Below are 26,960 nucleotides of genomic sequence, written 5' to 3'. Positions count from 1 at the left end.
AAACAAACAACATATTCGTAATAAACGGAATGGTCCTGAAAAATAATACAAATTGTCCGAAAAATGAACGGGAAAAGCTTTCTTTTCTCTCTAATATTACATGGCATAATGCTAATCAAAGCAATGAGAAAAATCAATTCCAAGGCATCAAATTCATACAAGAGTTTGTTAGACACCTTCCGCATAAACCAGGGGTTTACCGGATGATTGGTGAAAATGGTGATATTCTCTATGTTGGCAAAGCCCGTAATCTCAAAAAACGTGTTTCAAACTATACACGTGAACAAGGACACAATAATCGTATTACCCGTATGATTCGTGCAACATATCATATGGAATTTATCGTCACCCATACAGAAACAGAAGCACTCCTTTTAGAAGCCAATCTCATCAAAAGATTGCATCCGCATTTTAATGTACTCCTGCGTGATGATAAAAGTTTCCCTTATATTATGATTACAGATGATCATCGAGTGCCTGCACTTTACAAACATCGTGGTGCTCGAATACGAAAAGCTCACTATTTTGGTCCTTTTGCTTCTGCTGGTGCAGTGACACAAACAGTTCATGTTTTACAACGCGCCTTTTTATTACGAACCTGTACTGATTCAGTTTTTGAAAACCGTACACGCCCCTGTTTGCTTTATCAAATTAAGCGATGTTCTGCACCTTGTACTCATGAAATTAGTGACAGTGATTATAAAGAACTGGTGAAAGGAGCAAAAGCGTTCCTTTCGGGAAAAGATCAATCTATTAAAAGCGATATGGTTCAAGCTATGCATAAAGCCGCAGAAAATCTTGATTTTGAACAAGCAGCTTCCTATCGTGACCGCTTATCAGCCCTTTCTCACATACAAAGCCATCAAGGTATTAATCCTCAAACGATAAAAGAAGCGGATGTATTTGCAATTGCGCAAAAAGAAGGAATGACCTGTATTCAAGTGTTCTTTTTTCGCATGGGGCAAAATTGGGGAAACCGTGCCTATTTTCCTAAAGCAGATCCCTCTTTTTCCCGCACTGAAATTTTAGCGAGTTTTCTTGCCCAATTTTACGATGATAAACCGCTTCCCAAAAGTATCCTTTTATCTGAAGAAATTGAAGAAAAGACACTTCTTACAGAAGCATTTAGCCTCAAAGCAAACCACAAAGTATCCCTCTCTTTACCCAAACAAGGTGAACGGAAAACTCTTGTTAATCATGCCTATCTCAATGCTCATGAAGCACTTGAACATAAGCTTTCTGAAACAGCCACCCATACAAAATTGCTTCAAGGTCTTGCTAAAACATTCCAACTACCTTTTCCTCCACGCCGGATAGAAGTCTATGACAATTCTCATATCATGGGAACAAATGCTGTAGGGGCTATGATTGTTGCTGGTCAAATGGGATTTATTAAAAATCAATATCGAAAATTCAACATTCGCTCAACAGATATCACGCCTGGCGATGATTTTGGCATGATGAAAGAAGTGATTAAACGAAGATTTTCACGCCTTATCAAAGAGTATGATCTGCCAAGTAGAAGTCATAACATAAAAGATGATGATCTTTTTCCCATTTGGCCTGACCTTATCTTAATCGATGGTGGTGAAGGACAAATCAACAGCGTACATGCAATACTTGCTGAGTTACAATTAAATGATCTCTTCACAGTTGTTGGAATCGCCAAAGGTGTTGACCGTCATGCAGGACGTGAAAGATTTTTTATAAAAGATATTCCCCCCTTTACACTTCCTCCACGTGATCCTATCCTCTATTTTTTGCAACGTCTGCGTGATGAAGCACACCGTTTTGCGATTGGAACTCATAGGATAAAACGAAAAAAAGCAACATTCAAAAACCCACTTGATGAAATCGAAAATATCGGTCCGACAAGAAAGCGTGCATTGCTTCATCATTTTGGAAGTGCCAAAGCTGTTGCTAGTGCCTCATTTGAAGATTTAAAAAAAGTTACGGGAATCTCTATGACAATTGCACAAAAAATTCATAACCATTTTCATGAAAAATAGGCTTGTTTCATAACCTTCACCTTGTTACGTTTAGGAAATATATTCTCTTTCACAAGAATTAAAAATGGCTCCATGAAAAATCATACTTTTTCTTTTCCAAATATTTTAACTTATGCACGAATTGTTGCAGTCCCAATGGTTGTTGCATGCTTTTTTTTAGAAGGGCGACTACAATCAAGTGATATCACTCGCTGGATTGCTGTTTCCATTTTTATCGTTGCATCCATTACTGACTTTCTTGACGGTTACCTTGCTCGTATTTGGGAACAAACATCCAATATTGGTCGCATGTTAGATCCAATTGCCGATAAACTTCTCGTCTCTGCTTGTTTGCTCTTGCTTGCCGCAGACAGTACTATCGCTGGGTGGACACTATGGGCAGCTATTATCATTCTTTGCCGAGAAATTCTTGTATCAGGATTACGTGAATATTTGGCTGAATTAAAAGTGAGCGTTCCAGTTTCTCGTCTTGCAAAATGGAAAACTTTTGTACAGATGATCGCTATTATCTTTCTTTTAGCTGGACCAGCCGGTAATAAAATTTTCCCTTACACAGTAGAGTTTGGCATTACTATGCTGTGGATTTCTGCCCTCCTTACATTGTGGACTGGTTGGGATTATTTTCGTGCAGGTTTAAAGCATGTTATTTTGTGAAAGAATATGTAAGATTTATAAAGATAATTTACCTTTTTGCCCTTAAACGAAAGAAGAAAACACGTGAAGCTCACTTATTTTTAATCTATTCACGATCAATCAATCAAAACACTTCTTTTGCACTTCACAAACGAAGCTGGCGTATAGATAAAAGCTCTTTATGAAAAGATTCAACATGCTTTTTATGTCTCCTCGCAAAAGCAGTTACAGCATTAAAAGCTGAAAAAAACGATGAATACTCCATATCCTTTCAAAAAAAATCTATAATCTTATAAGCAAAAAACCGAAACATAATATTTCGGATTTTTGCTTCTTATATACGCTTTATTAACCAACAATTTCTACCTCAGAAAACCAAAAGGCGATTTCTGTTTTTGCCGTTTCAGCACTATCTGATCCATGGACAGAATTTTCGCCAATCGATAAAGCATGAACCTTACGAATTGTCCCTTCTTCTGCATCACTAGGATTCGTAGCTCCCATTACTTCACGGTTTTTAGCTATTGCATTTTCGCCTTCCAAAACTTGTACAACGGTTGGACCAGAAGACATGAATTCAACCAATTCACTAAAAAAAGGGCGTTCTTTATGAACAGCATAAAATTTTTCAGCCTCACGTTTGCTCATCCAAACACGTTTAGACGCAATAACACGTAGCTCCGCATCCTCAAGCATTTTAGTAATTGCGCCAGTCAAATTACGACGGGTTGCGTCTGGTTTAATCATCGAAAAAGTACGCTCTAAAGCCATTTACTCACCTTTATTTCATTTATAATATTCTCTGACTGTTTCTATAGCGAGCAAGGAGCCCTTTGCCAAGTGACTCTGCAAAAATCTATACAAATTCTCAAAAATATAGAATGAATTATAAAGAAGACTTCAATAGAAATAAAAATACCTATAATTGCTCCTCCCATCATAAAAATGCGCTACCGACCCTCAGCAAATGCTGAACTTCTTTTATATTCCTCAACGCTTTCCATCAAAATTATCATTGAGATCAATCAAAAAATAACCATATACTTAGAAACTATAGCGTACACCTATAATTCCATGAAGGGACTGTTTTGTTTTACGCCCTTTAATATAATGGGCCTCACCATATAACTTCAACTTCTCACTCACTAAACTGCTTAAACCTATTCCTAACTTACCTGCATTCCCTGATAAGTCCGTGGTAAATGAATGCCGTTGATTAATTAACGTTTGATTGTCATCTTTATTCTCACGCAACCATGCTGCTGTAATATACGCAAATGATGAAGAATCCATGCGAGAACCAAATTCATATCCTAAAGATAAGCCAACCTCACTGCGTAATGAAGTAAATGGACGCATGTCACCTGTCATGTCATTCGATAACTTGATTTCTTTACCCTCAACTTGCAACCATGTAAATTGTCCATAAGGCTGCAACCAACTGTTCTTTGACGTCTGAAGTCGATAACCTGCTTCAAAGGAGGCGCCCACCGCCCATTGTGTATAACTTCCTTCAATCCCTAAACCATTCGTTGAAACGGCTTTTAGAGTATTTTGATAATGATTGTATTTTAAAATACCATCGAGATACCATCCACTATGATCCAAATAAGTGACATAAGCGCCAATACCATAAGTATTGATACCACTGGTACCACCCCGTGCATGCGCAACACGGGCACGATCATAACTGCCAAAACCACCTATATAAAACTCTCCATTTTCCCATTCGCTTAAACCACTGATCCCTAAAACAATACCTGTCTGATCTAACTTAAAATCTATATGCTCTGCAGCAATACTCTCTTTAGATTTAATCGCATAGGTCCATAAAGCTGCATTCTTTTTACTTTTATCTAGAATCCCTCTTCCCGCACGCACTGTTTGCATTTCGTTGTGAAACACCATCGCTGGAGCTACAGACATAGACAATACCGCATCTGTAGAGGGAGTAGTCAAAAAGTGAGAAACTGAAAGCGTCTCACTCAATTGTGGAGAAGGTTGTTCTTTATGAACTAGACGCAAAATCATCTGATCGGCTAAAGAGTGAGAAGATTCTGAAACAGCAGTTTGTTGCTCTTCAGCAGAAAGAGGATGAGGACTGGCTAGAGGAAACACCAGACGATTCTGATTTTCTTGAGAGGGAGATACAGAAACACTAGAGACATTCTGTGCTTCTCTTAAATGACGTGGAGGCCGTTGCTTGGGTTGCTCTTTTTTAGTAGGTTTACGATAACCGGTATTTTTTCCTCTAGAAGAAGCACCTTGCTCAGATAATGCAAGAGGAATCTTCGTTTTCTTGTTTACACACTGTGTTTCAGTACTCGAACGTGTCGTACCTTCAGAGGCAGAACTTAAATACCAAATTGTAGAATAACCACTAGAATCAGCACATCTTTCTCTCTTTCGTAAAACATACTGATAGGCTCCACCATCAACAGCTGTAATGTCCTTACCCGAAAGATCTTCCAGAGTAAAATTAGCGCCTCCAAATTTATTAGTAACTAAATTAATCTCTGTGGCCCAACCATTTTTCTGAGAGATAGGACCTGTAATTTCACGACCAGAATCTGCAACGCTTATTTTGTGATTACCTGAACCTTCATCAATCGACAAGTAATCACTTGCATCCCCCGTAGCACTAATATTAAATCGAAAATGCAAACTTCCTGAAAGTTTCTCAACATGAAGTGAAATATGTCGTGGATCATACGGTATAGAAGTAAAAATAACAGTCCCATTCTGCCCCCCTAAATCTTCAATTTCAATCTGAGGTTTTTCTCCCATATTCCGTTCACCAACCTCAAATATTGTTTCTTCAGATCTGTCCTGTATAGGAATTTTTTTCTTAGTCGTATGATTTGTCCTATCACCAGCGAATAAATAAAGTTCTCCGTGATCATTGATCCTTACTTCTCCAACGACATCTTTTATACCAACATGGAACCACGACTTAGCAAAGTTGTTAACAGTCAGACCATCCACAAACCCTTCAGGATATACAACTTGAATAGCATGATCTTTCAAATTAGTAGCAAAAGATTCTCCTAACGCTAAGACGTGCTGTCTCCCATTTCCAGAGACCTCAGCATACATTGATTTTCCCCCCTCTTTTCTTTCTCCTGCATAAAGGTTTTGTTCTCCGTTATCTCCCACTTTCGTATTCCAAACCCACGCTTCATCATATACATTCTGCTGTCCCACGGCTCCACTATCCCCCGAAACTGTGGAATTATATGCACTACTTTTTCTCTCCTCGCTTGTAAGATCAAGACCTTTTTCTTCATGAATAAACTGCTTACCACCAAGGATTTTAGCATCTATCGCAGTTCCTCCGCGTGTAACTATTTGCATCCCTCCTTTTTTAATAGAGGCACCTATAGAAGTTGCTCCATTTTCAACAATCTCAACACTGCCATCTCCAATTTTACTATTACTACTGGGAACATTATTTGTAATCAGTACTGAACCTTTTGGTATCTCCGCTCCATTTCCTCCATATTCTACTATTGTTAACTCTTCATTCCTGTTTTCAACTGCACTTGCAACTTGTACAAGACAACTACTGATCATCAATACTGAAAAACTCAACTTATGTTTATACTGCATTATCGACACTCCACTCTCAATTATTTAGAAAAATATCCCACGGCTACGTAGGTAACTCGCCTTAGATTGTATCGTAATGTGTTTTATTTATGTTTAAAAACACTTTTTAAGTGTATTTTTTAATATAAACAACTTTAAGTTGTTTATCTATGAGCTACTAGAAAGTTCTAACTTACGGCTGAAAATCTTAATAAAATTCAAATTGTTCACTTTAGTTCAAGGAACAATTTTCAATATTTGAAGTTAGATGAACAAAATGCTCGTGCCTAACGAGGTCACGTCCTTCACGGAACACAAAACGCCTTTGGATTGTACATTCACGCGCTTGTTTTAAAGAGACATCTCTCAACGCACCCGAACCCATTTCGCGACGTCATCCATGAATGGTATACCGGTAAAACCATTGCGTCCCCAATCTTTACGCTTATGAAGAAGCGAGCCGATATCATCATACACTTTGCCATCCTAATGTTGTGACAGCCCTTGACACTAGAGAAGATTCATAAGAGACATTTTTACTCTTTTCTTGTATAGTTTTTATCCACACGTTCATCCCACTTGTGATGTGCCAAGCGAATAATTTTGATTGATTCAACATAAACAGATTGGGAATGAGAGAATCCTATGATACTCGGGACTCTCATTCAACATGCATAGAAATGAATTATTATTATAAATTCAGTATGTTGCCTTTAAAAAAGAGAGTATAAAGACATTCCTACTATTTGAGAAAGTCCCTATACTCTCGAAAAGACATAGCCGAGCGTTATCTGTTTAAGCTTGCAAAACAATTACATTTGTAAAGTCAATCAGCCGTGTACACACATATTTAGAAACTATAGCGTAATCCTAAAATACCTTGAAGAGCATTCTTAATCTTATGTCCTTTTAGATAATGTGCTTCCGCATAAAGTGTTAGTTTATCATTGACCGAACCGTTTAAACCAATTCCCAATTTACCCGCACTGCCTGATAAATCTGTAATAAATTTATACTGGTTATTAATTGTCGTATAATTATTATTTATATTCTCACGCAACCAAGCTGCCATAATGTAAGCTGTTAATGAAGTTTCTGAATTCACAAAAAATTCATGTCCTGCAGTCAATCCAACTTCACTGCGGAATGAAGTTAATGGGCTTAGATCACCTATCATTTCATTGGAAAGTTTTATTCTTTTACCTTCAACCTGCAAACCTGTTAGCTTGATATAAGGCTGCATCCAAGTATTCTGTGCCGGTTCAAAATAACAGCCAATCTCAAATGATCCACCTATCGCCCACTGATTGTAATGACTTTGAATAGCTAATCTATTCGTTGAGATGGCTTTCAAATTATCTCGGTAATAATTATATTTCAAAACACCATCCATATACCATCCACGATGATCAAAATAAGTTGCGTAAGTTCCAATGCTATAAGAGCTCAGATCACTATCACCACCTCGTGCATGAGAAACACGTGCTTGATCATAACTCCCAAACCCACCAACATACAACTCTCCATGCCTTAATTCACTCAACTGATCAGCACCAAAGACTAAACCTGTCTGCCCAAGCTTAAAGTGTGTATGGCCTGTCGCAACACGTTCTCTGCTCTTAATCCCATAAGTCCATAGTTCGATATCTTTCTTATTTCTGTCCCAAATTTTTCTACCATTCCGTACAACTTGCAACTCATTATTAAAAATAAGTCCAGGGACTACGGACAACGTTAACACTGCATCTGTAGAGGGGGTTGTTGATGTTTCACCAGGAAAAAAAGGATCTGTCGGATCTGGAATAGAGGTTTCTGGCCCACTGAGGCGGTCTGCCGATAAAAACCACACTTTTCCATTTTCATCCTTTCTTTCTTTCAATCCATACATATAAGTTCCACCATCAATGGCGTTAATTTTTTCACCCTTAAGATCTGTCAGCGTAAAATGCGCTCCACCACTTTTATCCGTAATTAAATCAAGTTTATTTGAAAAAGGATCCGTGATTTCAACTCCAGAATCAGCGACACTTATTGTATGTTTCCCAAAGCCTTTCTCAACCAAGAGATAATCACCACGGTTATGGGCAATCGTAGTATTGAATGCGAAATGTAAATTTCCTGAAAGATTATTCACATGAAGCTGAGAATAATATGGATCAGAACCTGTAAATGAAAAAATAACACTCCCTTCACCACTTAATTTTTGTATCAAAGAACTTTTTCCATCAAACCCATCAGTAACAGAGTACAGTTTTGTATCTTTTCCATTTAAAATAATATCTTCTACTGTGGTGCGTTGTTGATCATTCCCAGCATAAAGATGGATCTGCCCAGAATGGTTTACCTGTGTCTTGCCTTCTAATGTTGCTCCAGCATGCACCCATGATTTTGTTTGATCATTCATTGTGAGATTTTTTACAGATCCATCAGTATCTATTTCCTGAATAGCACTCTCATTTAAAGTGACTCCAATAGCCTGACCGCCTTTTAAGATACGTTGTTTACCACCACCAAAAACTTCTGTGTCAAATGCAAAACCACCATTTTTTGCACTTTGAGACTTTTTTCCAACCTCTTGGACACCCCCTCGCATAACTTTCGTATTCCAAACTTTTCCGCCATCATATACTTTTTGTTGGCCTAGTGTTTCATCTTGACCATAAATGACAGTATGAGAAGCACTACTGCCTTTAATCTCTCCTCCAATATCCCCCTCACCGAAAACAAGCTGCTCACCACCATAAATTTTAGTCCCTTCTACTTTTCCTCCATTTCCAACACTTTGGTGTCCGCCTTCTTCAACAACAGCATTTTTCGAAAAACCTTGTTTTCCCTTCAAAGCCTGAACATTTTCAATTCCACCATGTTCAATTTTACTATTCTCACTGAGTCCTCCTGCATACACATAAAGCTCTGCACCATTCCTTACAGTGTTATTAATGGATCGCCCTGGACTATCAATCTCGCCATCATTTGAAATGTATGCTTTACCTTCATTATCAAGGATATAATTTTCTAGCAATGCCCCATTTTTAATGGAGATAAGCTCAGGTTTTTTAAGAAACGCAGTATTTTGTTTTTGTGTATTATATCCAATATTGTCACGATGACTGCTGTCAAACTCCTGTTGTCTCATAAACACTCTAGCACCCTTATCCATAATAAAATCGCTAGGCTTTTTTAAAAAGCCTAATTCATTGCGCGTTCTTACCATGACATCATTAGAGGCTCCAAGTATGCATCTTGCTGATTTCATATCCTCATTGTATTGATCGTGAAATACTTTATCATTTTCATAACTTGAAGATTGACAAAAAAGCGATGCCCCCCCCTCATTTGCAGCAGCAGCTTGCACAAAACAGCTGCTCAACATAAGTATCCAAAAATTTCGTTTCCATTTATATTGTAGAGCCATATCCTCCCCCCTTCACGCCTGCATAGACACTAAACGTAATTAGCTCTACAAAACATATTTTCAACCGTAGATTGCAATAATCCTTCTTAAAAATCCCCCTTATCTCATAAAAAACCGTTCTTTATAGTTTTTAAATATTTTTTTGATCAAGAATATAAGAGCGCTTTTATAGTGCTTCTTTAGCATTTTCTCGGAGTTTTCTTATCAAAGATAAAAAGTAATGGATAATCAAGTATATAAGGGTATACAGTTTATCATGAACAACGAAGCTGCGTGCTCTGAAAAATTGTTCTCTGAACCTTTAATTAAAGACCTTTAAAACAATCATATATGTAAAGATAACTAAAAAATAACCATAGACTTAGAAACTATAGCGTACACCTATAATTCCCTGAAGGGACTGTTTTGTTTTACGCCCTTTAATATAATAGGCCTCACCATATAACTTTAACTTCTCACTCACTAAACTGCTTAAACCTATTCCTAACTTACCTGCATTCCCTGATAAGTCCGTGGTAAATGAATGCCGTTGATTAATTAACGTTTGATTGTCATCTTTATTCTCACGCAACCATGCTGCTGTAATATACGCAAATGATGAAGAATCCATGCGAGAACCAAATTCATATCCTAAAGATAAGCCAACCTCACTGCGTAATGAAGTAAATGGACGCATGTCACCTGTCATGTCATTCGATAACTTGATTTCTTTACCCTCAACTTGCAACCATGTAAATTGTCCATAAGGCTGCAACCAACTGTTCTTTGACGTCTGAAGTCGATAACCTGCTTCAAAGGAGGCGCCCACCGCCCATTGTGTATAACTTCCTTCAATCCCTAAACCATTCGTTGAAACGGCTTTTAGAGTATTTTGATAATGATTGTATTTTAAAATACCATCGAGATACCATCCACTATGATCCAAATAAGTGACATAAGCGCCAATACCATAAGTATTGATACCACTGGTACCACCCCGTGCATGCGCAACACGGGCACGATCATAACTGCCAAAACCACCTATATAAAACTCTCCATTTTCCCATTCGCTTAAACCACTGATCCCTAAAACAATACCTGTCTGATCTAACTTAAAATCTATATGCTCTGCAGCAATACTCTCTTTAGATTTAATCGCATAGGTCCATAAAGCTGCATTCTTTTTACTTTTATCTAGAATCCCTCTTCCCGCACGCACTGTTTGCATTTCGTTGTGAAACACCATCGCTGGAGCTACAGACATAGACAATACCGCATCTGTAGAGGGAGTAGTCAAAAAGTGAGAAACTGAAAGCGTCTCACTCAATTGTGGAGAAGGTTGTTCTTTATGAACTAGACGCAAAATCATCTGATCGGCTAAAGAGTGAGAAGATTCTGAAACAGCAGTTTGTTGCTCTTCAGCAGAAAGAGGATGAGAACTCGCTGGACCTGAGACTTCAATAACGTGACTTCCAAGAGAGGAAACAGTTGGAGATACAAAAGCTGGAGATCTTTGACTCAAGTTTTGGCGGTTTTTTCTTCGACGTAGCAATTTAATAACATGCGCTTGTGGTGCTGCAATCGTTGAAAGAGAAGAAACTGATTGATTTTGATTTAAATGCCGCACAGATCTGCTTCTACTACGTGGTAAACTGTTGAGAAATGAAACATTATCAATAAATACTGCAGATAAATACCAAACTTTTTCACCCCCATCCTCATCAATTCTCTGTTTTAAACCATACGTATAGGTTCCGCCATCAATAGTTTTAACATTTGCACCAGAAAAGCTTCTCAGGGTAAAATGTGCGCCACCACTTTGATCAAAAATTAAATCAAGTTCTGTTGAAGAAGGATCAACAATTTCAATACCGGAATCTAAAATACTTATTGTGTGAGAACCACGGCCATTTTTGATAAAGAGATAATCACCTTTTTCTTCTGCAAGGCTGACATTAAAGTTAAAATGTAGACTCCCTGCTAGATTATCAATGTAAAGCTGAGAGTAATATAAATCATCTTCAAAAGAGGTAAAAATGACTTTTCCTACACCGCTTAACTGCTGAATGCGTGTACTTTTGTCGTCAAACCCACGAGCAACGGAGTATAATTGAGCGTCTTCTCCGTTTAATTCAATGTTTTCTACTATAGTTTGTTGACCATCGTCTCCAGCATCAAGATAGAGCCCACCAAAATCCTGAACTTTTATTTCTCCTCCTAATATTGCACCAAGAGAAATCCATGAATTAGCATTACCTTCAATCGTTAGATTCTTTACAATTCCACCTGCATAGACTTCTTGAACACCACCAGTGCGTAAAATGACTGTATTTGCTTCACCTCCTGCTAAAACACGCTGCACACCCTCTGAAAAGATTTCAGCATTTACAGCTAAACCGCCGGCTTTTTCCGCAAAGTTATCATCATTAGGAAACCATTTAGCAAGAGTTTGTATTCCTCCACTCATCACTTTTGTTCTGACAGCCATCCCATCATCATATACATTCTGCTGTCCCAGTGTGTCACCTTGACCATAAATTGTCGTATCATAAGCACTGCTCCCCACAATTCCACCGTCCACATACCCATCTCCAAAAACAAGCTGCTCCCCACCATAAATTTCAGCTCTCAATGCAGAGCCTCCCCCCTCCACTCTTTGTTTTCCACCCTCGTAAATAATCGTAGATTCTGAAATCCCCTGTTCCCCTACAATCTCAGTACCACCATTTTCAATGGTTGTATTTTTACTGAAACCACCAGCTTCAACATAAAGTCTTCCTGATCCCTGAATTGTATTATTAATAGACTTCTTAAGAACACCTTGCTCTCCATCATCAGAGACATAAACTACGTTATCATCACCGAGCAAAGATCTTTGTAGAATTCCTCCTCCTTCCCCAATGCTGTAATGAATTACATCAGAGATACTAAAATCTTTTGACGATGTCATATTTTCTTCTTTTTCAGGAAGCTTATCTATAGGCGACTCCACATGAGGTGAAGGAATTACAGGAGCAGAAGTTATTTGTGATGTAGCCAAAGACCAAGTCTTTCCCCCATTATCATCTTTTGTCTTTAAGCCATACATGTAGGCTCCACCATCAATCGTACTCGTCTCTTCACCAGAAAAATCTGTCAGAGTAAAATGCGCATTTCCGCTTTGAACATGAATTAAATCAAGCTCCAAAATTAAGTTCTGATTTTGTAGAAGAGAATTGGTCATTTCAACACCAGAATCGATAACGCTGATGGTGTGATGACCTGCTCCTTGTTTTATCAGAAGATAATCACCGCGCTGTTCTGCAAAATTAGTATGCAACCTAAAATGTAAACTCCCTGAAAGATCATTGATCTCAAGTTTGGAGTAATGTGGATTAAACACGGTAGAAGTAAAAATAACGCTTCCATTCCCACTCAGATTCTCAATCAAAGAACTTTCACCATCTATATTAGAGGCAATCGCGTACAATTTTGTATCTCTGCCATTTAAGACAATTTTTTCTACTTCAGTACGAGACTGCTCTGCACCAGCATAAAGATAAATCCGTCCAGAATCATGAATCATAGTGCTTCCTTCTAATGTTGCACCAAAATGTAACCACGATTGTGCTTGATCTCTAATTATTAAATCCTTTACATAGCCTCCTAAATCTATTGCTTGGAAAGCATTCCCTTGTAAAAGAACGCCAATCGCGATTCCCCCCGCTAAAATGTGTTGCTCTCCACCAGAAAAGACCTTCGTATCAAATGCAAAACTGCTATAATCGTTTAGATCCTCTTCTACATAAAGATTTTGTATCCCTCCTTCCATGATCTTTGTGTTAAAAACCTCTCCATCATCGTACACATTCTGGTATCCTAGCACTCCATTCTCACCAGAAACGATAGTGTCATAAGCGCTGCTTCTTACCATCTCACCTTTGATATCAGACTTTCCTGAAACAAACTGCTCACCACCGTAAATTTTAGCCCCTTCAGCTTTTCCCCCCTCTTTAACCTTTTGTTGCCCACCTTTATGAACAATAGTATCCTGTGAAAGACCCTGTGTTTTAATAAGCTCAGAGCCACCTCTTTGAATTGTCGTATACAAGCTAAAACCACCGCTATAAACGGAAAGCTTTCCACCATCTTTAACTGTATTACTAATTGAAGTTTCTCCATTGCTATCAACTTCCTTGCTACTCGTGTCAAAGCTAGGATCTGCAATAGAAACAGTTGTTCCTTGATCAATTGTGAGTTCTGTAAGTAAATCACTTGATGAACCAGTATATGGTTTCAATACACTATCAAAAACTTGAGAAGTTGTCTCATCAATGGTGTGGTTTGCATCTAAGTACCAAATTTTACCAGTACCCTTATTGTTTCTATGTTTCAAACTGTACCGATAGGTTCCGGCATCAATAGCTCTGATTTTTTCACCAAAAGTGCTTGTTAGAGTAAAATGAGCGTTTCCACTATGATCAGAAATTAATTTAAGCTTTTTGTAAGAAGAATTTGTAATTTCACGCCCAGAATCAGCCACACTTATTGTGTGAGAACCAGAGCCCCTTTTTTTAATCACAAGATAATCACTAAGATGCTTGGCAAAGTTGACATTAAAATCAAAATGTAAAGAACCTGAAAGATCATCTATATTAAGTTGAGAATAATGCTTATCAGCCCCAGAAGATGTAAAAATAACTCTACCACTTCCCGTTAAATTCTGGACATTAACCTGAGATTTTTTACCATTATCTTCAACAGCAATAATGTATAGTTTGGTATCTTCTCCATTTAAATTAAGATTTTCTACTTCCGTAACAGCTTCACCATTTCCAGCATAGAGATAGAGGTTGCCAAAATCATTAACATTTGTATCCTTATCTAATATTGCACCAGCAAAAACCCATGACCTTGCTTGATGATTAATTGTTAGATTATCCGCATATCCAGAATCATATATATTCTGAATAGCTCTATCGTATAAAGTAACTTCGCTCGCATTACCTCCTGCAAAGATATTCTGCGCACCATTTTTAAAAAGTTCTGTACTAAGTGCAAAAGCTCCTTCATTTATTGTAAAATCTTCATCTTCTGTATCGGCTGTATCAGCATCTTCTGAGAAGCCGTTATGAAAATTCTCTTTACCATCAAGATTCTGGACACCGCCTCTCATAATCTTTGTGTCAACAGCCATCCCCCCACTATAGACACTTTGTAGTCCTAGCATTCCATTTTCAGCATAAATTTCGGTGTTATAAGCACTACTTGCCTTATCTTTACGCAACAAACCAGATCCAAGACTTCCCTTACCAAAAATAATCTGCTCGCCACCATAAATTTTAGCACCTTCTGCATTTGCACCACTCTCAACAATTTGTTTCCCCCCTTTTTTAACAGTAGCATATTCTGAAATGCTCAAGTTTTGGACAAACTCAATCCCACCATGCTCAATTGTCGTATCCCTGCTAACACTTGCTGCATCAATGTAAAGTTTTCCACCCTCCTGAACCGTATTATTGATAGAATATCCAGCGTCTTCATAATTAAAGCTATTTACTTTTTTACCAGAGCCCTCAGAATCACGGTCAGTAATATAAACGGCAATATCATCATAAATTATTGAATTTGTGAGTACTTCAAAGAATAGGTTTTCTAATCTCTTCCTTTCCTCTTCTGAAGGATTACTTCCTTCTGCTCTCTGTTTATTCTCTATCCTTTTTGATCCCCCCTTTTTTTCTTTTAATCCTCTCACTTCCAATAACAACTTTCTTGTCTCTTCTAGATGTTCACTGATACTTACTGGTGTTAATAACTTTTCTCTTGGTGTAGCTACTTCATCTGCACTCGCAATCTTAACAAAAAAACCACTGGTCATTAATGCATAAAAACTTAATTTCATTTTGCGGTGCATTATTCACACTCCATAATTTCAAATTTAAATTCCCCCCATTTAGAAAAAAAGTGCATAGACCAAAACAACACAACGTAATTGCTCAACCTCATGTCTTTTAAGATAGCAAATCATTCGATGGATTAAGCTCTGATAGACGAAATATACACCTTGTGTTTTAAAATGTATGCACAACTAAAAGATTTAATTTTCTTTAGATACGCTTTAAAAGTGTTATAATTACATGCATGAAAAATTTTTTAATATTTTGAAACACTAAACACTGATCTACGAATAAGATTGATCCCTTAATAGATAAAAATGGCATTAAACTTTAAAGGAAACAGCAATGTGAATGAGAGCTGCGTTTATAGCCACCTATTGCCATCTTCTACAGCATTTAAAGCAGCATCTTTATTTTATTCATTTTAGATAATATATAGAACACTTATTCATACTCATCAGTCCATAATCATTGTTCTAATATATAACGAAGTGTCATAATATTGACTCGACACTGATTTGAAATTTCTATAGTTATAGTCAGTTAACTCGTTATTTGATTTGTCATATACTGAAAGGGACATTCTATTCATGTCTATAAACTCAGAAATGAAAGCTACAAGCAACAGAAACTCCCCTCGTCGAATTTTATTTGCAAGCCTTATTGGACCAACAATTGAATTCTTCGATTTCTATGTCTTTGGCACTGCCGCAGCTCTTATATTTCCTCATGTGTTTTTTCCAACACAAAATGATCAGACTGCCATTTTACAATCTTTCCTAATATTTGGAGCAGCCTTTTTTGCCCGCCCTTTTGGATCAGTTGTTTTTGGACATTTTGGGGATAAAATTGGAAGAAAAGCAACACTTATTGCTTCTCTTCTCACAATGGGTCTTTCAACAGTCATTATTGGTTTTCTTCCTACTTATGAAATAGCAGGGTGGTTTGCCCCTTTCCTCTTAACCTTGTGCCGTATTGGACAGGGAATGGGATTAGGAGGAGAATGGGGAGGCGCTGTTTTGCTCGCAACAGAAAATGCCCCTCCAGAAAAGCGCGGCTGGTATGCGATGTTCCCCCAATTAGGCGTTTCAATAGGTTTGTTTTTATCTATTGCTGTTTATTTAGCTCTGTTGCATTTCCTTGATCGTGCGGAACTTTTAGCTTGGGGATGGCGTATTCCTTTTATTGCTTCAGTTGTTTTTATGATTATAGGGTTATGGGTCCGTCTTTCAATTAATGAAACTGTTCAATTCAAAAAAACTCTTGAAAGTAAAGAACATGTCAAAGTTCCTATCATAGATGTCTTTTTAAAATGTCCACGAATCCTATTTCTTGGAATATTCTCTGGTATGGCAACTTTTGTTTTGTTTTACTTGGTTACTACATATTTGTTAAGCTATTCAACAAACCATCTGCAATTGCCATTTCATCAAGCTCTTCAAATCGAAATTGTCGGTGCTATTTTTTGTGGGATTTTTACTGTCATCACTGGAAAACTCGCTGACCGTATTAGACGTAGAACTTTGATGATTTGGATTACGATCATCACCGGTATTTATTCTTTCGCAATTCCTTATTTCTTAAATTCTGGAGTTATAGGAGTTCTTGCAATGTCTGTCATCGGTTTGTCTCTCATGGGAATGATATACAGTCCTCTTGGTGCTGTTTTGGCTTCACCATACCCAACAGCAATTCGATATACCGGTTCTTCTATCACTTTCAATTTATCTGCTATCATAGGAGCTTCTCTCGCGCCTTATATTGCAGAATATCTGGTGCAACATTTCGATACATCTTATATCGGTTATTATTTGCTTCTTGCTTCTTTTATTTCACTGATTTGCTTCGTCGGATTTACAGATGATGAAATATCCAACTAAAATATAATAACGAAGAATAAAATAAGGACTGGCGGCAAGAATGCTGCCAGTTTTGTTTTTAAAGATAGGGGTTGAGGTATTTTCCACCACAATATTCCCGCAAACAATGCACTCAAAAAGAAAAATAAAAAATCTGCAATATTACTGATATAAGCAACAGCAAACATTTTTGATAAGATATGCGTTGTCCCCAACCACGAAACGCAAAAGAAGGCCAACATCACAGCCCATAAAACAAGCAAAATTCGATCAATAATCATCATCATGGCGTTTCATTTTTTTAATTATAGTCCATATCTTTAGCATGCCTAAAAGAAAAATCACAATAAAAACCCAACGCCCTCCCCCTGATCCTTCCGCAATAAAAAGTGCTGGATTTACTATTCCCACCAATCCTATAAAAATCAGAATAACAGATACGAGACGCATTAAACCTGTTTTTCCCAGCGACGATCTTCAGTCTGTTGCCAATACGTTAAATTATGATTTTCCATTTTATATTTCTTCCACTGTGCACGAACGAGATTCAACTGCTCTTCACTTCTACCATCAAATATCACGACAAGCCGTTGATAAGCATCAATGTCCGAACAAACCGCTCCCTCTATGAGAAAACGAATCTTTGAATTATTTGGATTTTCTTGTCCTGTCGTAAGAAATACAGGCTGAAAGTTTGAATATTGATCACACTCAGTTCCATGTCCAATAAATGATTCATCAGCATAAACCCATAAATGTATATCTATAGAATCGCGTTGCTCTTTACTCACACATTGTATTGTTACTTTACCAAAATGAGCCACTGCACGCTCCACAAGCGTCGGCAAAATATCTTTCAGCGTTGACTGCGTCAAATGATAGAATAAAATATCCAACCTCTTAAGCCCTCATCACTTTTTATAAAAAAGCTAACATCTTTTTTTAAAAACCTTCTATATCCCTAATACAAAGGAAACGGTTCAAGATATAAATCTCTTTTGGTTAAGCTGCATTCTTTTTTCGCACATGTCTTTAAAAGACAAAAATTTTTATTTTCAACGTTAATAAAAAAGTTTTTTAAGTTATTTTCTAAATTCTTCTAGATTCTTTGTAGACTATAGTTGAAAATAAAATATAATGTACGGAAAATTTAAAGAGGACCTCATAGAAAATTTTATATTATTTATTTGGTAAAAATATCCAATTCATGAAAGGATATTTTTTCGAACTTTATTACATTTTAACCGAAAGCAGTAAATATTTGCTATCGAATTAAAGACTGAGGATTTTTCCCAATTTATGCGTATTATTGAGTTCTACATCCTGAAACGTGTCCTTGTTTTGTTTAGTTCTGTCATGATTGCAGCAGTGGGCGTTAGTTGGACTATACAAATTCTTGCACGGATAAACTTTCTCACAACAAGTAAACAAACACTCCTCACAGTCTTACAATTTTCACTCTCATTGGTCCCTTCTGTTATTTTTCTTGTCATTCCATTTGCATTAGTGATCGCAGTTACAACTATCCTCTCAGCAATGCATCAAGACTCAGAACTTGCTGTCATCAATGCCTCTGGTTTTCCTAAAAGTACTGTTTGGAAACCTATCCTTCTTCTTGCTATTGTTGCATCCTGTATCTCCTTTTCTATAGCTAATTTTGTTGTTCCTCAAGCGCGTCTTCATATGCGACAAATGCTAGCAAGTGCTCATTTTGATCTTATTAATCTATTCATTAGTGAAGGGAGCTTTCAAAAACTTGCCAATAACCTTTACATAGAAATTGGAGAACGAAATCCAAATGGAACACTTGAACGCCTTTTCATTGCCGACCAACGTGATCCTACGACTGATCTTTTTTATTATGCAACAGACGCATCCATTGTGAGCAATAAAAATGGCAGTTTTCTGGTTCTCAATAACGGTGAAATAGAAAGAGTCAACCATCAAAATAACAGCGTTTCAATCGTTCAATTTAGCTCATACACCTTTAGCCTAGGGGAGTTTATCCCCAGTGATAAAACACCTACTCTTTATCCAAAAGATCGGTCTCTTTCTTATTTACAAAACCCTGATCCACAAGATCCCTACTATCAACGAAAACCACTCCAATATAAAGCTGAATTTCACCGCAGATTAACACAATGGCTCTACCCTATTGTTTTTTCACTTATTGCATTAGCAGCGGCAGGGGATGTACGCTCCCATCGACAAGCTCGTCATTCCGCAAATGTCTCGGCAATTGCCCTTTCTTTTCTAGTGTATTGGATAGGATATTTTTTCGCAGAAAAAGCAAAAAGCGATCTTGCATATGTTCCTCTCCTTTATATTATACCCATAGGAACAAGTGCATTTGTCTTTTTTATGCTTTTAACGAATCATAAAATTGGGCTTCCCACAAAAGTTAATGAGATACTTCAAATCGCTTTTCAAAAAATAATAAACAAATTTGAACATCGAAAATCTCAAGATTCCTCGGATAAAATATCATGATTGGGTGGACACTTGGACGATATTTTTTTACACGTTATCTTAAAATAACTTGTTATTTCTGGGGAAGCATTTTTATTCTTGCTCTTTTAATCGATTTCACAGAGAATTCCGGTAGGCTATCTTCCCTTCCGCATTATACAGCAAAAGATGCATTTTTCCTCTCTGTTTTACGCATCCCTTTTATCATGCAACAACTTATCCCTTTCATTGCACTCTTTTCTGCAATGGCTACACTTATCTCGCTCAACAAAAAACTTGAACTTGTGGTGACGCGTTCAATCGGTGTTTCTGCATGGCAATTTCTTATGCCAGCTTGTTTTGGAGCTTTTCTTTTGGGATTATTTTCAATTCTTCTCATTAATCCACTTGCTGCATGGGGATTTTCTCAAGCAGAAAAAAAGATGACTGAATGGCGCAATCACAATGTACTAACACCTCTTCACAATACAAGTATCCACTGGTTAACACAACGTACAAATTTAGGCAGAACAACCATTGGTGCCAAATCTATCACCGATCAAGGACTTTCTCTTCTCGATGCAACCTTTGTACAATACAATGACAATGCAACCGTCAAAAATTGGATTAACGCCCCAAAAGCAACCTTGACTAATGGATTTTGGCTATTAACAAATGGAACAATCTATAAAATAGGGCATCCTCCTGAAAAATTTACCGTGTTGCAAATAAAAACCAATCTAAAACCTGAATTTTTAACGGAACGTTTAGTGAATCCCGCAACTATTCCATTTTACCAATTGCCAAAAAAAATTATGATTGCACGTTCATTTGGCTATTCTGCTCATAATTTTGATATGTATTTCCAATCTTTGATTGCATTACCGGCATTGCTTGTGGCAATGACCCTCATTGCAGCAACTGTATCTTTAAATTTTACACGTTTTGGGCAATCTAGAATGTTGATTCTTGGTGGCGTAATAGCTGGGTTTATGCTTTATGTTATTTCCGTACTTGTTCAAGCTTTTGGTAATGCTGGATATATTCCACCAATTATTGCAGCTTGGACACCCGTTGTTATTGCGTTATTCTTAGGAATCTCTTTTTTACTTCATAAAGAGGATGGCTAAGTGAAAGCATTAACACTTAAAAAAACTATTTTAACAAAATTAAGTGCTCTCGCTTTTAAAAGTGTTATGGGGGTTATGTTAGGAGGTGCTTTGTCTTATTGTGCGCACGCTCAAAGCCTTCTATCTCCTTCTCAAAGTCGCATTCAAAATCCGGAACCTCCTCTTTTGCTCTCTGCGGATGAACTCATCTACAACCGTGATGAAAACACTGTTTCTGCACACGGTAATGTTCAAATCGAATATGATGGCAATAAAGTTATCGCTCAAAAAATTATTTACAATCAAAAAACAGGACGGCTTATAGCACAAGGGAACGTTGAAATTACTCAAAAGGATGGTAATAAAATTTATTCCAACCAAATTGATATGACCAAAGATCTTGGCGAGGGTTTTGTAAACGCCTTACGTATTGATACAGCCAACAATGTTCACTTTTCAGCCAAAAATGCTACACGCAAACACAACCACATAACAGTCTTTGAAAATGCAACCTATACAGCCTGTGAACCTTGCTCTTATAAACCAGATCGAGACGTCCTATGGAAAATTAAAGCAAGAAAGATCATATGGAATAATAGCATCAAAAAAATTCGGTTTGAAAATAGCAGTTTTGAAGTTTTTGGTGTACCGATTATAAAATTTCCAAATTTTGAGATCTATGATCCAACTGTCAAGCGTGCTAGCGGTCTGCTTACTCCTCATTTTTTTTATACTGATTATCTCGGTATGGGGATAAAGAATTCTTATTTCTGGAATCTCGCCCCCCATTATGATTTTACCCTTTCTTCTACGGTTTATACCCAACAAGGGCTTTTAACCGAAGGGGAATGGCGTCAGCGTTTAAAAACGGGACGTTATAACATTCGCTTTGCTCATATATATCAAATGAAACCACATAGATTTGATAATGATACGATTGATGCCCAACATAAAAACCGTTATATGCTGGCGACAAAGGGGGATTTTCGTATTAATTCACACTGGACTTATGGATGGGATATTCTTGCACAATCAGATCGGCATTTTAGTCGTGCCTATAAAATTGAAAACTATAACAATCCTACACAACTTTCTCAGATCTATCTGAATGGTCTTGCAGGAAAAAATTATTTTGATATGCGTTTTTATCATTTTAAAGTTCAAGATTCAATATTGAATGATCCTCATTATGAACGTCACTCTCGGCAAGCGTGGGTCTTACCACACATCGATTATTTTTTTACACCAGATGAACCCATTTATAATGGAGAGCTCACCTTCCATAGTAATATGCAATCAGTTTATCGTCGCCATGCTGACTTCAGTTCACCCGACCAGAACGGAAACCCTCTCAACATAGTAAGACTTTCTGGTATGGCTGGAAATAGTTTGCGTTTAACAAACGAGCTTCAGTGGAAAAAGCGCTTCAACACGCACAACGGACTCATCTTAACCCCTCTTCTCTCTCTACGAGCCGATATCATTACAACTAATGCAAGCGAAAATCACACAGATTCTATAGAAAACAATGTATTATCAGAAGTTCGTGGTTCAGCAATTCGTGGCATGGCAACAGCAGGGCTGGAACTACGCTATCCCTTTCTCATTACAGCTGATCATTCTACACATATCATAGAACCAACCGCACAAATTTTCATACGCAATAATGAACAATATATCGGACAAACTCCTAATGAAGATGCTCAAAGCTTTGTATTTGATGCAACCACTCTCTTTCAACGGGATAAATTTTCTGGTTATGATCGTGTAGAAGGCGGCACAAGAGCCAATATAGGTTTAAGATATTCTGGAAGCTTTAATGACAATTGGTCTCTTTATGGTCTCATTGGACAATCCTTTCATCTGGCAGGAAAAAATTCTTTTGCAGAAAAAGACTTTGTTAATGTAGGTATCCATTCTGGCTTAGAGGAAAAACGTTCAGACTATGTTGCACTGTTTGGTGCAACCCATAAAAGTGGTTTTTCCTTAGAAACGCGTGGACGCTTTGACAAAAAAACAGGAAAAATCCGCCGTAGTGAAATCGAAGCATCACAAAAATGGCAAAATTTTTGGGCGGCTCTACAATATGCCTATATCGCAAAGCAACCAGATTATGAATATTCTCAAGAGCGCCAAGAAATTTCTTTTCAAACAGGACTTAAATTAGCAGATTATTGGTCTATTAATAGCAACGCCGGTTATGATTTAGTATCTGGTACATTTATAAAGCGAGGAATTAGCTTGAATTATACAGATGAATGTTTCGGGCTAACATTCGGTTATCAACAGGTAACGAATCCAGGGAGAAAAGCACCCTTGCAAAACTTTAATTTTTCTCTTTCATTGCGTACAATTGCAGATATAGGAAAAAAGATAGATTAATTTATAAAGGGAATGTATCAGTCATTTAACTTATCATTGTTTTTATGAAAGAAAGCGTGTATTTTAAGTTGTTGATGAGAATTAATAAACAATGCGAAAGCCTATTTACATGAATAAATTAAAAAAGCGTTTTCTTGCTTTATTTTATATTGCGTCTTTGAGCGTAAGCAGCCTGCTCATAAATGGATTTTTGATTCCGGCAGTCTTTGCGCAGACTTCTATTGTTGTTACAGTTAATGGAAACCCCATCACAAATTATGATATACAAAGACGCCTTGCTTTTCTCAGGCTACAACAAAAGCAAGGCAATTTGGTGGCACAGGCTAAAAAAGAGCTGATTGACGAAAAGCTAAAAAATATTGAAATAAAACGTCTTAATATTGAAGTAAGCAATGATGAAGTTGATAGAGCTTTTGAGAATTTTGCGACACAAAATAATATGACGATTGATCAGCTCAACCAGATTCTGATCCAAACTGAGATCACTGTGCAACACTTCAAAGATTACATCCGTGGACAAATAGGATGGGGGCGTCTTGTTAGCGCACGCTATCAAGCTGAAACAGGTATGATTAGCGAACAAGAAGCTGTACGCAGAATATTAAAAAATGGTGGTGTCAAACCTTCAACAAACGAATATACATTACAGCGAATTGTTTTTGTCATTCCTGCACATCGTCGTTCAGAGATCTTCGAAAAACGTCAAAGAGAAGCAAGTAATTTTCGCGCACATTTCCGTGGATGTGCCAATGCTCACAATCAAGCAAGAGGTATTTTAGACGTTACTATCCGCCACTTAGGAAAGTTTCTGGAGCCACAACTTCCTAATGCATGGGAACAAGCTATTCTTGAAACGCCTGCTGGAAAAATGACAAAATTACAAGAAACATCTGATGGAATCGAAGCAATTGCTGTCTGCAAAATAAAAAGAGTTTCTGATGATTATGTCGCTCGACTGATATTTTCTCTTCAAGATAGTAAAAAAAGAAGCCCGCAAAAACTTGAAGAATTAAGCGACAAATATTTAGGAGAACTGCGGCGAGGGGCACGCATTCAAAATTCATAATGGCTGCTCTTATTGTTAGCGGTGGTGATCCTGCCGGAATTGGTCCTGAAATAGTACTAAAAACGTGGAATTTGCGTGTTACGCGCCAAATTCCACCTTTTGTACTTCTTGCTGATCCAGATGTTATTCGTTCGCGCGCTCGTTTTTTACAGATTGATGTTGAGGTGCAATCTGTTTTAATCAATAATCCTGCAAAAAATTTTCAAAATGCTCTTCCTATCATCCCGTTAAAAAACAAACAAAGTGATCAATTAGGTATACCTTCATCGAATAATGCTGCTGGAATTATTGAAGCAATTAAACGCTGTGTTCAATTGATTCAAAGGGGCCATGCATGTGCACTTATCACTTGTCCTATTGCAAAAAAGAATCTTTATGATGCCGGTTTTCAATTTCCAGGTCATACAGAATTTTTAGCCGATTTAGCCCATAAAGCTTTTCATAAATGTTATCATCCCGTTATGATGTTAGCAGGACCCCGATTAAAAACAGTACCAATAACTGTTCATATTCCATTTAAAAATGTTCCTTCGCAGCTTACCCGTGATTTAATTATTCAAACGGTACTTATTACTGAATGTGACTTAAAAACACGTTTTAAAATAACGTCACCCCGACTAGCTGTTGCTGGTCTTAATCCTCATGCTGGAGAAGGAGGTGCAATGGGAAAAGAAGATATTGAAGTTATCACTCCTGCTATTGAATATCTTAAAAAGAAAGGACTCAATATTACAGGCCCGCTGCCTGCCGACACAATGTTCCATGAATGCGCAAGAAAGGCATATGACGCTGCCATTTGTATGTATCATGATCAAGCCCTTATCCCTGTTAAGACATTAGACTTTGATAGCACTGTTAATGTCACATTAGGTCTACCTTTTATTCGCACATCTCCAGATCACGGAACTGCTTTTGACATTGCTGATAAAGGGATAGCCTCTCCTGAAAGCTTTATTGCTGCTCTTAAACTTGCAAATCAACTTGCAAAAAATAGTTTAAACCCATGCCAATAGATAATCTCCCCCCTCTGCGTGAGGTCATTGATATATATGGATTACAAGCGCATAAATCCTTGGGGCAGAATTTTCTTTTTGATCTTAATTTAACATCTAAAATTGCTCATCAAGCAGGCAATATAGAAGGAAAACCTGTTCTTGAAATTGGTCCTGGTCCTGGAGGTCTCACACGTGCCTTGCTAGCAAAGGGTGCCATTGTAACAGCAATAGAACGCGATGAGCGCTGCATACCGGCTCTTTTAGAAATAGAAAAACACTATCCTCAAAAATTAAAAATTATTTGTAATGATGCACTGAAGCAAGACTTCTCAAAACTCTTTGAAACAAGCCCAGAAAAGCCTCGCATTATTGCAAATCTTCCTTATAATATTGGGACACAACTCTTACTAAATTGGCTTTTGACTGAACCATGGCCTCCTTTTTATGAATCAATGACATTGATGTTTCAACGTGAAGTTGCCAAACGGATTACAGCTAAACCTCAATCTGCTCACTATGGACGTCTTAGTGTCTTAACTGGCTGGCGTACCGCTGCTAAAATTGCTTTTGATGTGCCCCCTCAAGCCTTCATACCAATACCTAAAGTAACGTCTTCCGTTGTTCATATTATTCCGCGAACACAACCTCTTTCCTGCTCTGCACAAAAACTAAGTCTCGTCACAAAAACCGCCTTTGGGCAAAGACGAAAAATGCTTCGTCAAAATCTCAAAACACTTGGAGGTGAAGTGCTGTTAGAAAAAGCTGGAATTGATGGAACGCGCCGTGCTGAAACACTCTCGGTTTCCGAATTTGTAACTTTAGCGCATCTAGTGCTCTAAAAAATGCATTTTTTGTTATGCAACCTTTTTTAATCAAAACATGTATTGATTTTTTCAGCAATAAGCCCATCAACAAAAGAGCTAAGATAAGAACAGCGCTCGCGTTTTGCGGTTTCAGCTAAATAAATTGATTTAATAAAAGATAAAGACTGATCTAAATCTTCGTTAATCACAACATAATCATAAGAACGCCAATGCTTTAACTCCGTTCGTGCATTTTCCAATCGTAAATTGATGATATCTTGACTATCTTCTGCTCGACGATGTAAACGCGAAATAAGCTCTTTCATTGATGGTGGAAGGATAAACACAGATACAGTGTCTCCTAGCATCTTTTTTTGCAACTGCTCGGTACCTTGATAATCAATATCAAATAGCATATCACGGCCGGTATTCAATGCCTTTTCAACAGTTTCACGTAAAGTGCCATAATAATTCCCGTGAACTTCTGCCCATTCAATAAATTCATCTCTATCACGCTTATATTCAAACTCTTCCTTTGAAATAAAGTGATAATGCAGCCCATCTACTTCACTAGGACGCCTTTTCCTTGTGGTCATACTTACAGAAAGCTCTAATTGTCCATCTTTTAGAAGTAATCGAGAAATTGTTGATTTACCAGCACCTGAAGGTGAAGAGAGAATAAATAAAAAACCGCGGCGTTGATTTATTTTTATAGCACTCAATTTACTTTCAAAGACTGTCATTACATCACTCTACTTTATTCATAAATGTTTCTTCAAAATTTGAATTATACATTAT

Annotated in this window: 17 protein-coding genes and 1 pseudogene; 9 read left to right on the top strand and 9 right to left on the bottom strand. The window is 37.4% G+C overall.

Going from position 1 to position 26,960, the window contains the following annotated elements:
• The first annotated feature begins 29 nt into the window (after positions 1-29).
• Both uvrC and pgsA read left to right on the top strand, forming a co-directional pair.
• Positions 30-2,009 carry an excinuclease ABC subunit UvrC gene (gene uvrC / locus ACFIJJ_RS02115; RefSeq protein WP_375622176.1) on the top strand — a complete coding sequence of 660 codons (1,980 nt, stop codon included), beginning with the start codon at positions 30-32 and terminating at the stop codon, positions 2,007-2,009.
• A gap of 72 nt (positions 2,010-2,081) precedes the next feature.
• Positions 2,082-2,663, top strand: coding sequence for a CDP-diacylglycerol--glycerol-3-phosphate 3-phosphatidyltransferase (gene pgsA, locus ACFIJJ_RS02110; RefSeq protein ID WP_375622177.1), 582 nt, complete (start codon positions 2,082-2,084; stop codon positions 2,661-2,663).
• Positions 2,664-2,990: 327 nt separating this feature from the next.
• Here pgsA and ndk read toward each other — a convergent pair whose 3' ends face one another.
• From ndk to bafA (ACFIJJ_RS02085), 5 genes and pseudogenes are all read right to left on the bottom strand, one after another.
• On the bottom strand, positions 2,991-3,413 hold the full coding sequence (gene ndk / locus ACFIJJ_RS02105; RefSeq protein ID WP_375622178.1) for a nucleoside-diphosphate kinase: 423 nt from the start codon (positions 3,411-3,413) through the stop codon (positions 2,991-2,993).
• Between the two features lie 273 nt (positions 3,414-3,686).
• The gene (bafA, locus tag ACFIJJ_RS02100) at positions 3,687-6,251 is read right to left on the bottom strand and encodes a BafA family autotransporter (RefSeq protein ID WP_375645781.1); all 2,565 of its coding nucleotides are present in this window, start codon (positions 6,249-6,251) and stop codon (positions 3,687-3,689) included.
• A gap of 256 nt (positions 6,252-6,507) precedes the next feature.
• Positions 6,508-6,804, bottom strand: a pseudogene (locus ACFIJJ_RS02095) (Arm DNA-binding domain-containing protein); the annotation flags it as partial.
• A gap of 276 nt (positions 6,805-7,080) precedes the next feature.
• Positions 7,081-9,645, bottom strand: a complete 2,565-nt coding sequence (gene bafA, locus ACFIJJ_RS02090) for a BafA family autotransporter (protein WP_375645779.1) — start codon at positions 9,643-9,645, stop codon at positions 7,081-7,083.
• Positions 9,646-10,006: 361 nt separating this feature from the next.
• Complete coding sequence (bafA, locus tag ACFIJJ_RS02085) at positions 10,007-15,517, bottom strand: BafA family autotransporter (RefSeq protein ID WP_375645778.1); 5,511 nt, start codon at positions 15,515-15,517, stop codon at positions 10,007-10,009.
• Positions 15,518-16,090: 573 nt separating this feature from the next.
• Between bafA (ACFIJJ_RS02085) and ACFIJJ_RS02080 the strand changes: the two genes are divergently transcribed.
• Positions 16,091-17,380, top strand: coding sequence for an MFS transporter (locus ACFIJJ_RS02080; protein WP_375622182.1), 1,290 nt, complete (start codon positions 16,091-16,093; stop codon positions 17,378-17,380).
• Here ACFIJJ_RS02080 and ACFIJJ_RS02075 read toward each other — a convergent pair.
• Genes ACFIJJ_RS02075 through ACFIJJ_RS02065 form a run of 3 tightly spaced genes read right to left on the bottom strand, consistent with a single transcriptional unit; the run spans position 17,377 to position 18,255 of the window.
• Positions 17,377-17,640, bottom strand: coding sequence for a hypothetical protein (locus ACFIJJ_RS02075; protein ID WP_375622330.1), 264 nt, complete (start codon positions 17,638-17,640; stop codon positions 17,377-17,379). The two genes, ACFIJJ_RS02080 and ACFIJJ_RS02075, sit on opposite strands and share 4 nt — an antisense overlap.
• Entirely contained in the window at positions 17,630-17,809 is a 180-nt protein-coding gene (locus tag ACFIJJ_RS02070; protein WP_375622183.1) for a hypothetical protein, read from the bottom strand. Before ACFIJJ_RS02070 ends, ACFIJJ_RS02075 begins: the two co-directional genes overlap by 11 nt.
• Positions 17,809-18,255, bottom strand: a complete 447-nt coding sequence (locus tag ACFIJJ_RS02065; protein WP_375622184.1) for a DNA polymerase III subunit chi — start codon at positions 18,253-18,255, stop codon at positions 17,809-17,811. Before ACFIJJ_RS02065 ends, ACFIJJ_RS02070 begins: the two co-directional genes overlap by 1 nt.
• Positions 18,256-18,658: 403 nt before the next feature.
• Between ACFIJJ_RS02065 and lptF the strand changes: the two genes are divergently transcribed.
• The 6 genes from lptF (at position 18,659) to rsmA (ending at position 26,198) form a co-directional block, all read left to right on the top strand.
• Entirely contained in the window at positions 18,659-19,849 is a 1,191-nt protein-coding gene (gene lptF, locus ACFIJJ_RS02060; protein WP_375622185.1) for an LPS export ABC transporter permease LptF, read from the top strand.
• Positions 19,846-20,937: an LPS export ABC transporter permease LptG gene (gene lptG, locus ACFIJJ_RS02055; RefSeq protein WP_375622186.1), complete on the top strand. Its 1,092-nt coding sequence runs from the start codon at positions 19,846-19,848 to the stop codon at positions 20,935-20,937. Before lptF ends, lptG begins: the two co-directional genes overlap by 4 nt.
• A complete protein-coding gene (locus tag ACFIJJ_RS02050; protein WP_375645777.1) occupies positions 20,938-23,298 on the top strand; it encodes an LPS-assembly protein LptD in 2,361 nt (786 codons plus the stop codon). It begins immediately after the preceding gene.
• A gap of 109 nt (positions 23,299-23,407) precedes the next feature.
• Positions 23,408-24,364 (top strand): SurA N-terminal domain-containing protein, encoded by a 957-nt coding sequence (locus tag ACFIJJ_RS02045; protein WP_375622188.1) that lies wholly within the window; start codon positions 23,408-23,410, stop codon positions 24,362-24,364.
• Positions 24,364-25,377, top strand: coding sequence for a 4-hydroxythreonine-4-phosphate dehydrogenase PdxA (gene pdxA / locus ACFIJJ_RS02040; protein WP_375645776.1), 1,014 nt, complete (start codon positions 24,364-24,366; stop codon positions 25,375-25,377). The genes ACFIJJ_RS02045 and pdxA overlap by 1 nt, the downstream gene beginning before the upstream one ends.
• Entirely contained in the window at positions 25,368-26,198 is an 831-nt protein-coding gene (rsmA, locus tag ACFIJJ_RS02035) for a 16S rRNA (adenine(1518)-N(6)/adenine(1519)-N(6))-dimethyltransferase RsmA (protein WP_375622190.1), read from the top strand. Before pdxA ends, rsmA begins: the two co-directional genes overlap by 10 nt.
• Before the next feature lie 29 nt (positions 26,199-26,227).
• On the opposite strand, the gene gmk is transcribed toward rsmA, so the two are convergent.
• A complete protein-coding gene (gmk, locus tag ACFIJJ_RS02030) occupies positions 26,228-26,905 on the bottom strand; it encodes a guanylate kinase (protein WP_375622191.1) in 678 nt (225 codons plus the stop codon).
• Positions 26,906-26,960 lie beyond the last annotated feature (55 nt).

It is taken from the genome of Bartonella sp. TT29SHDZB (assembly GCF_042193395.1).
Lineage (GTDB): Bacteria > Pseudomonadota > Alphaproteobacteria > Rhizobiales > Rhizobiaceae > Bartonella.
This window is presented reverse-complemented; position numbering and strand designations above follow the sequence as displayed.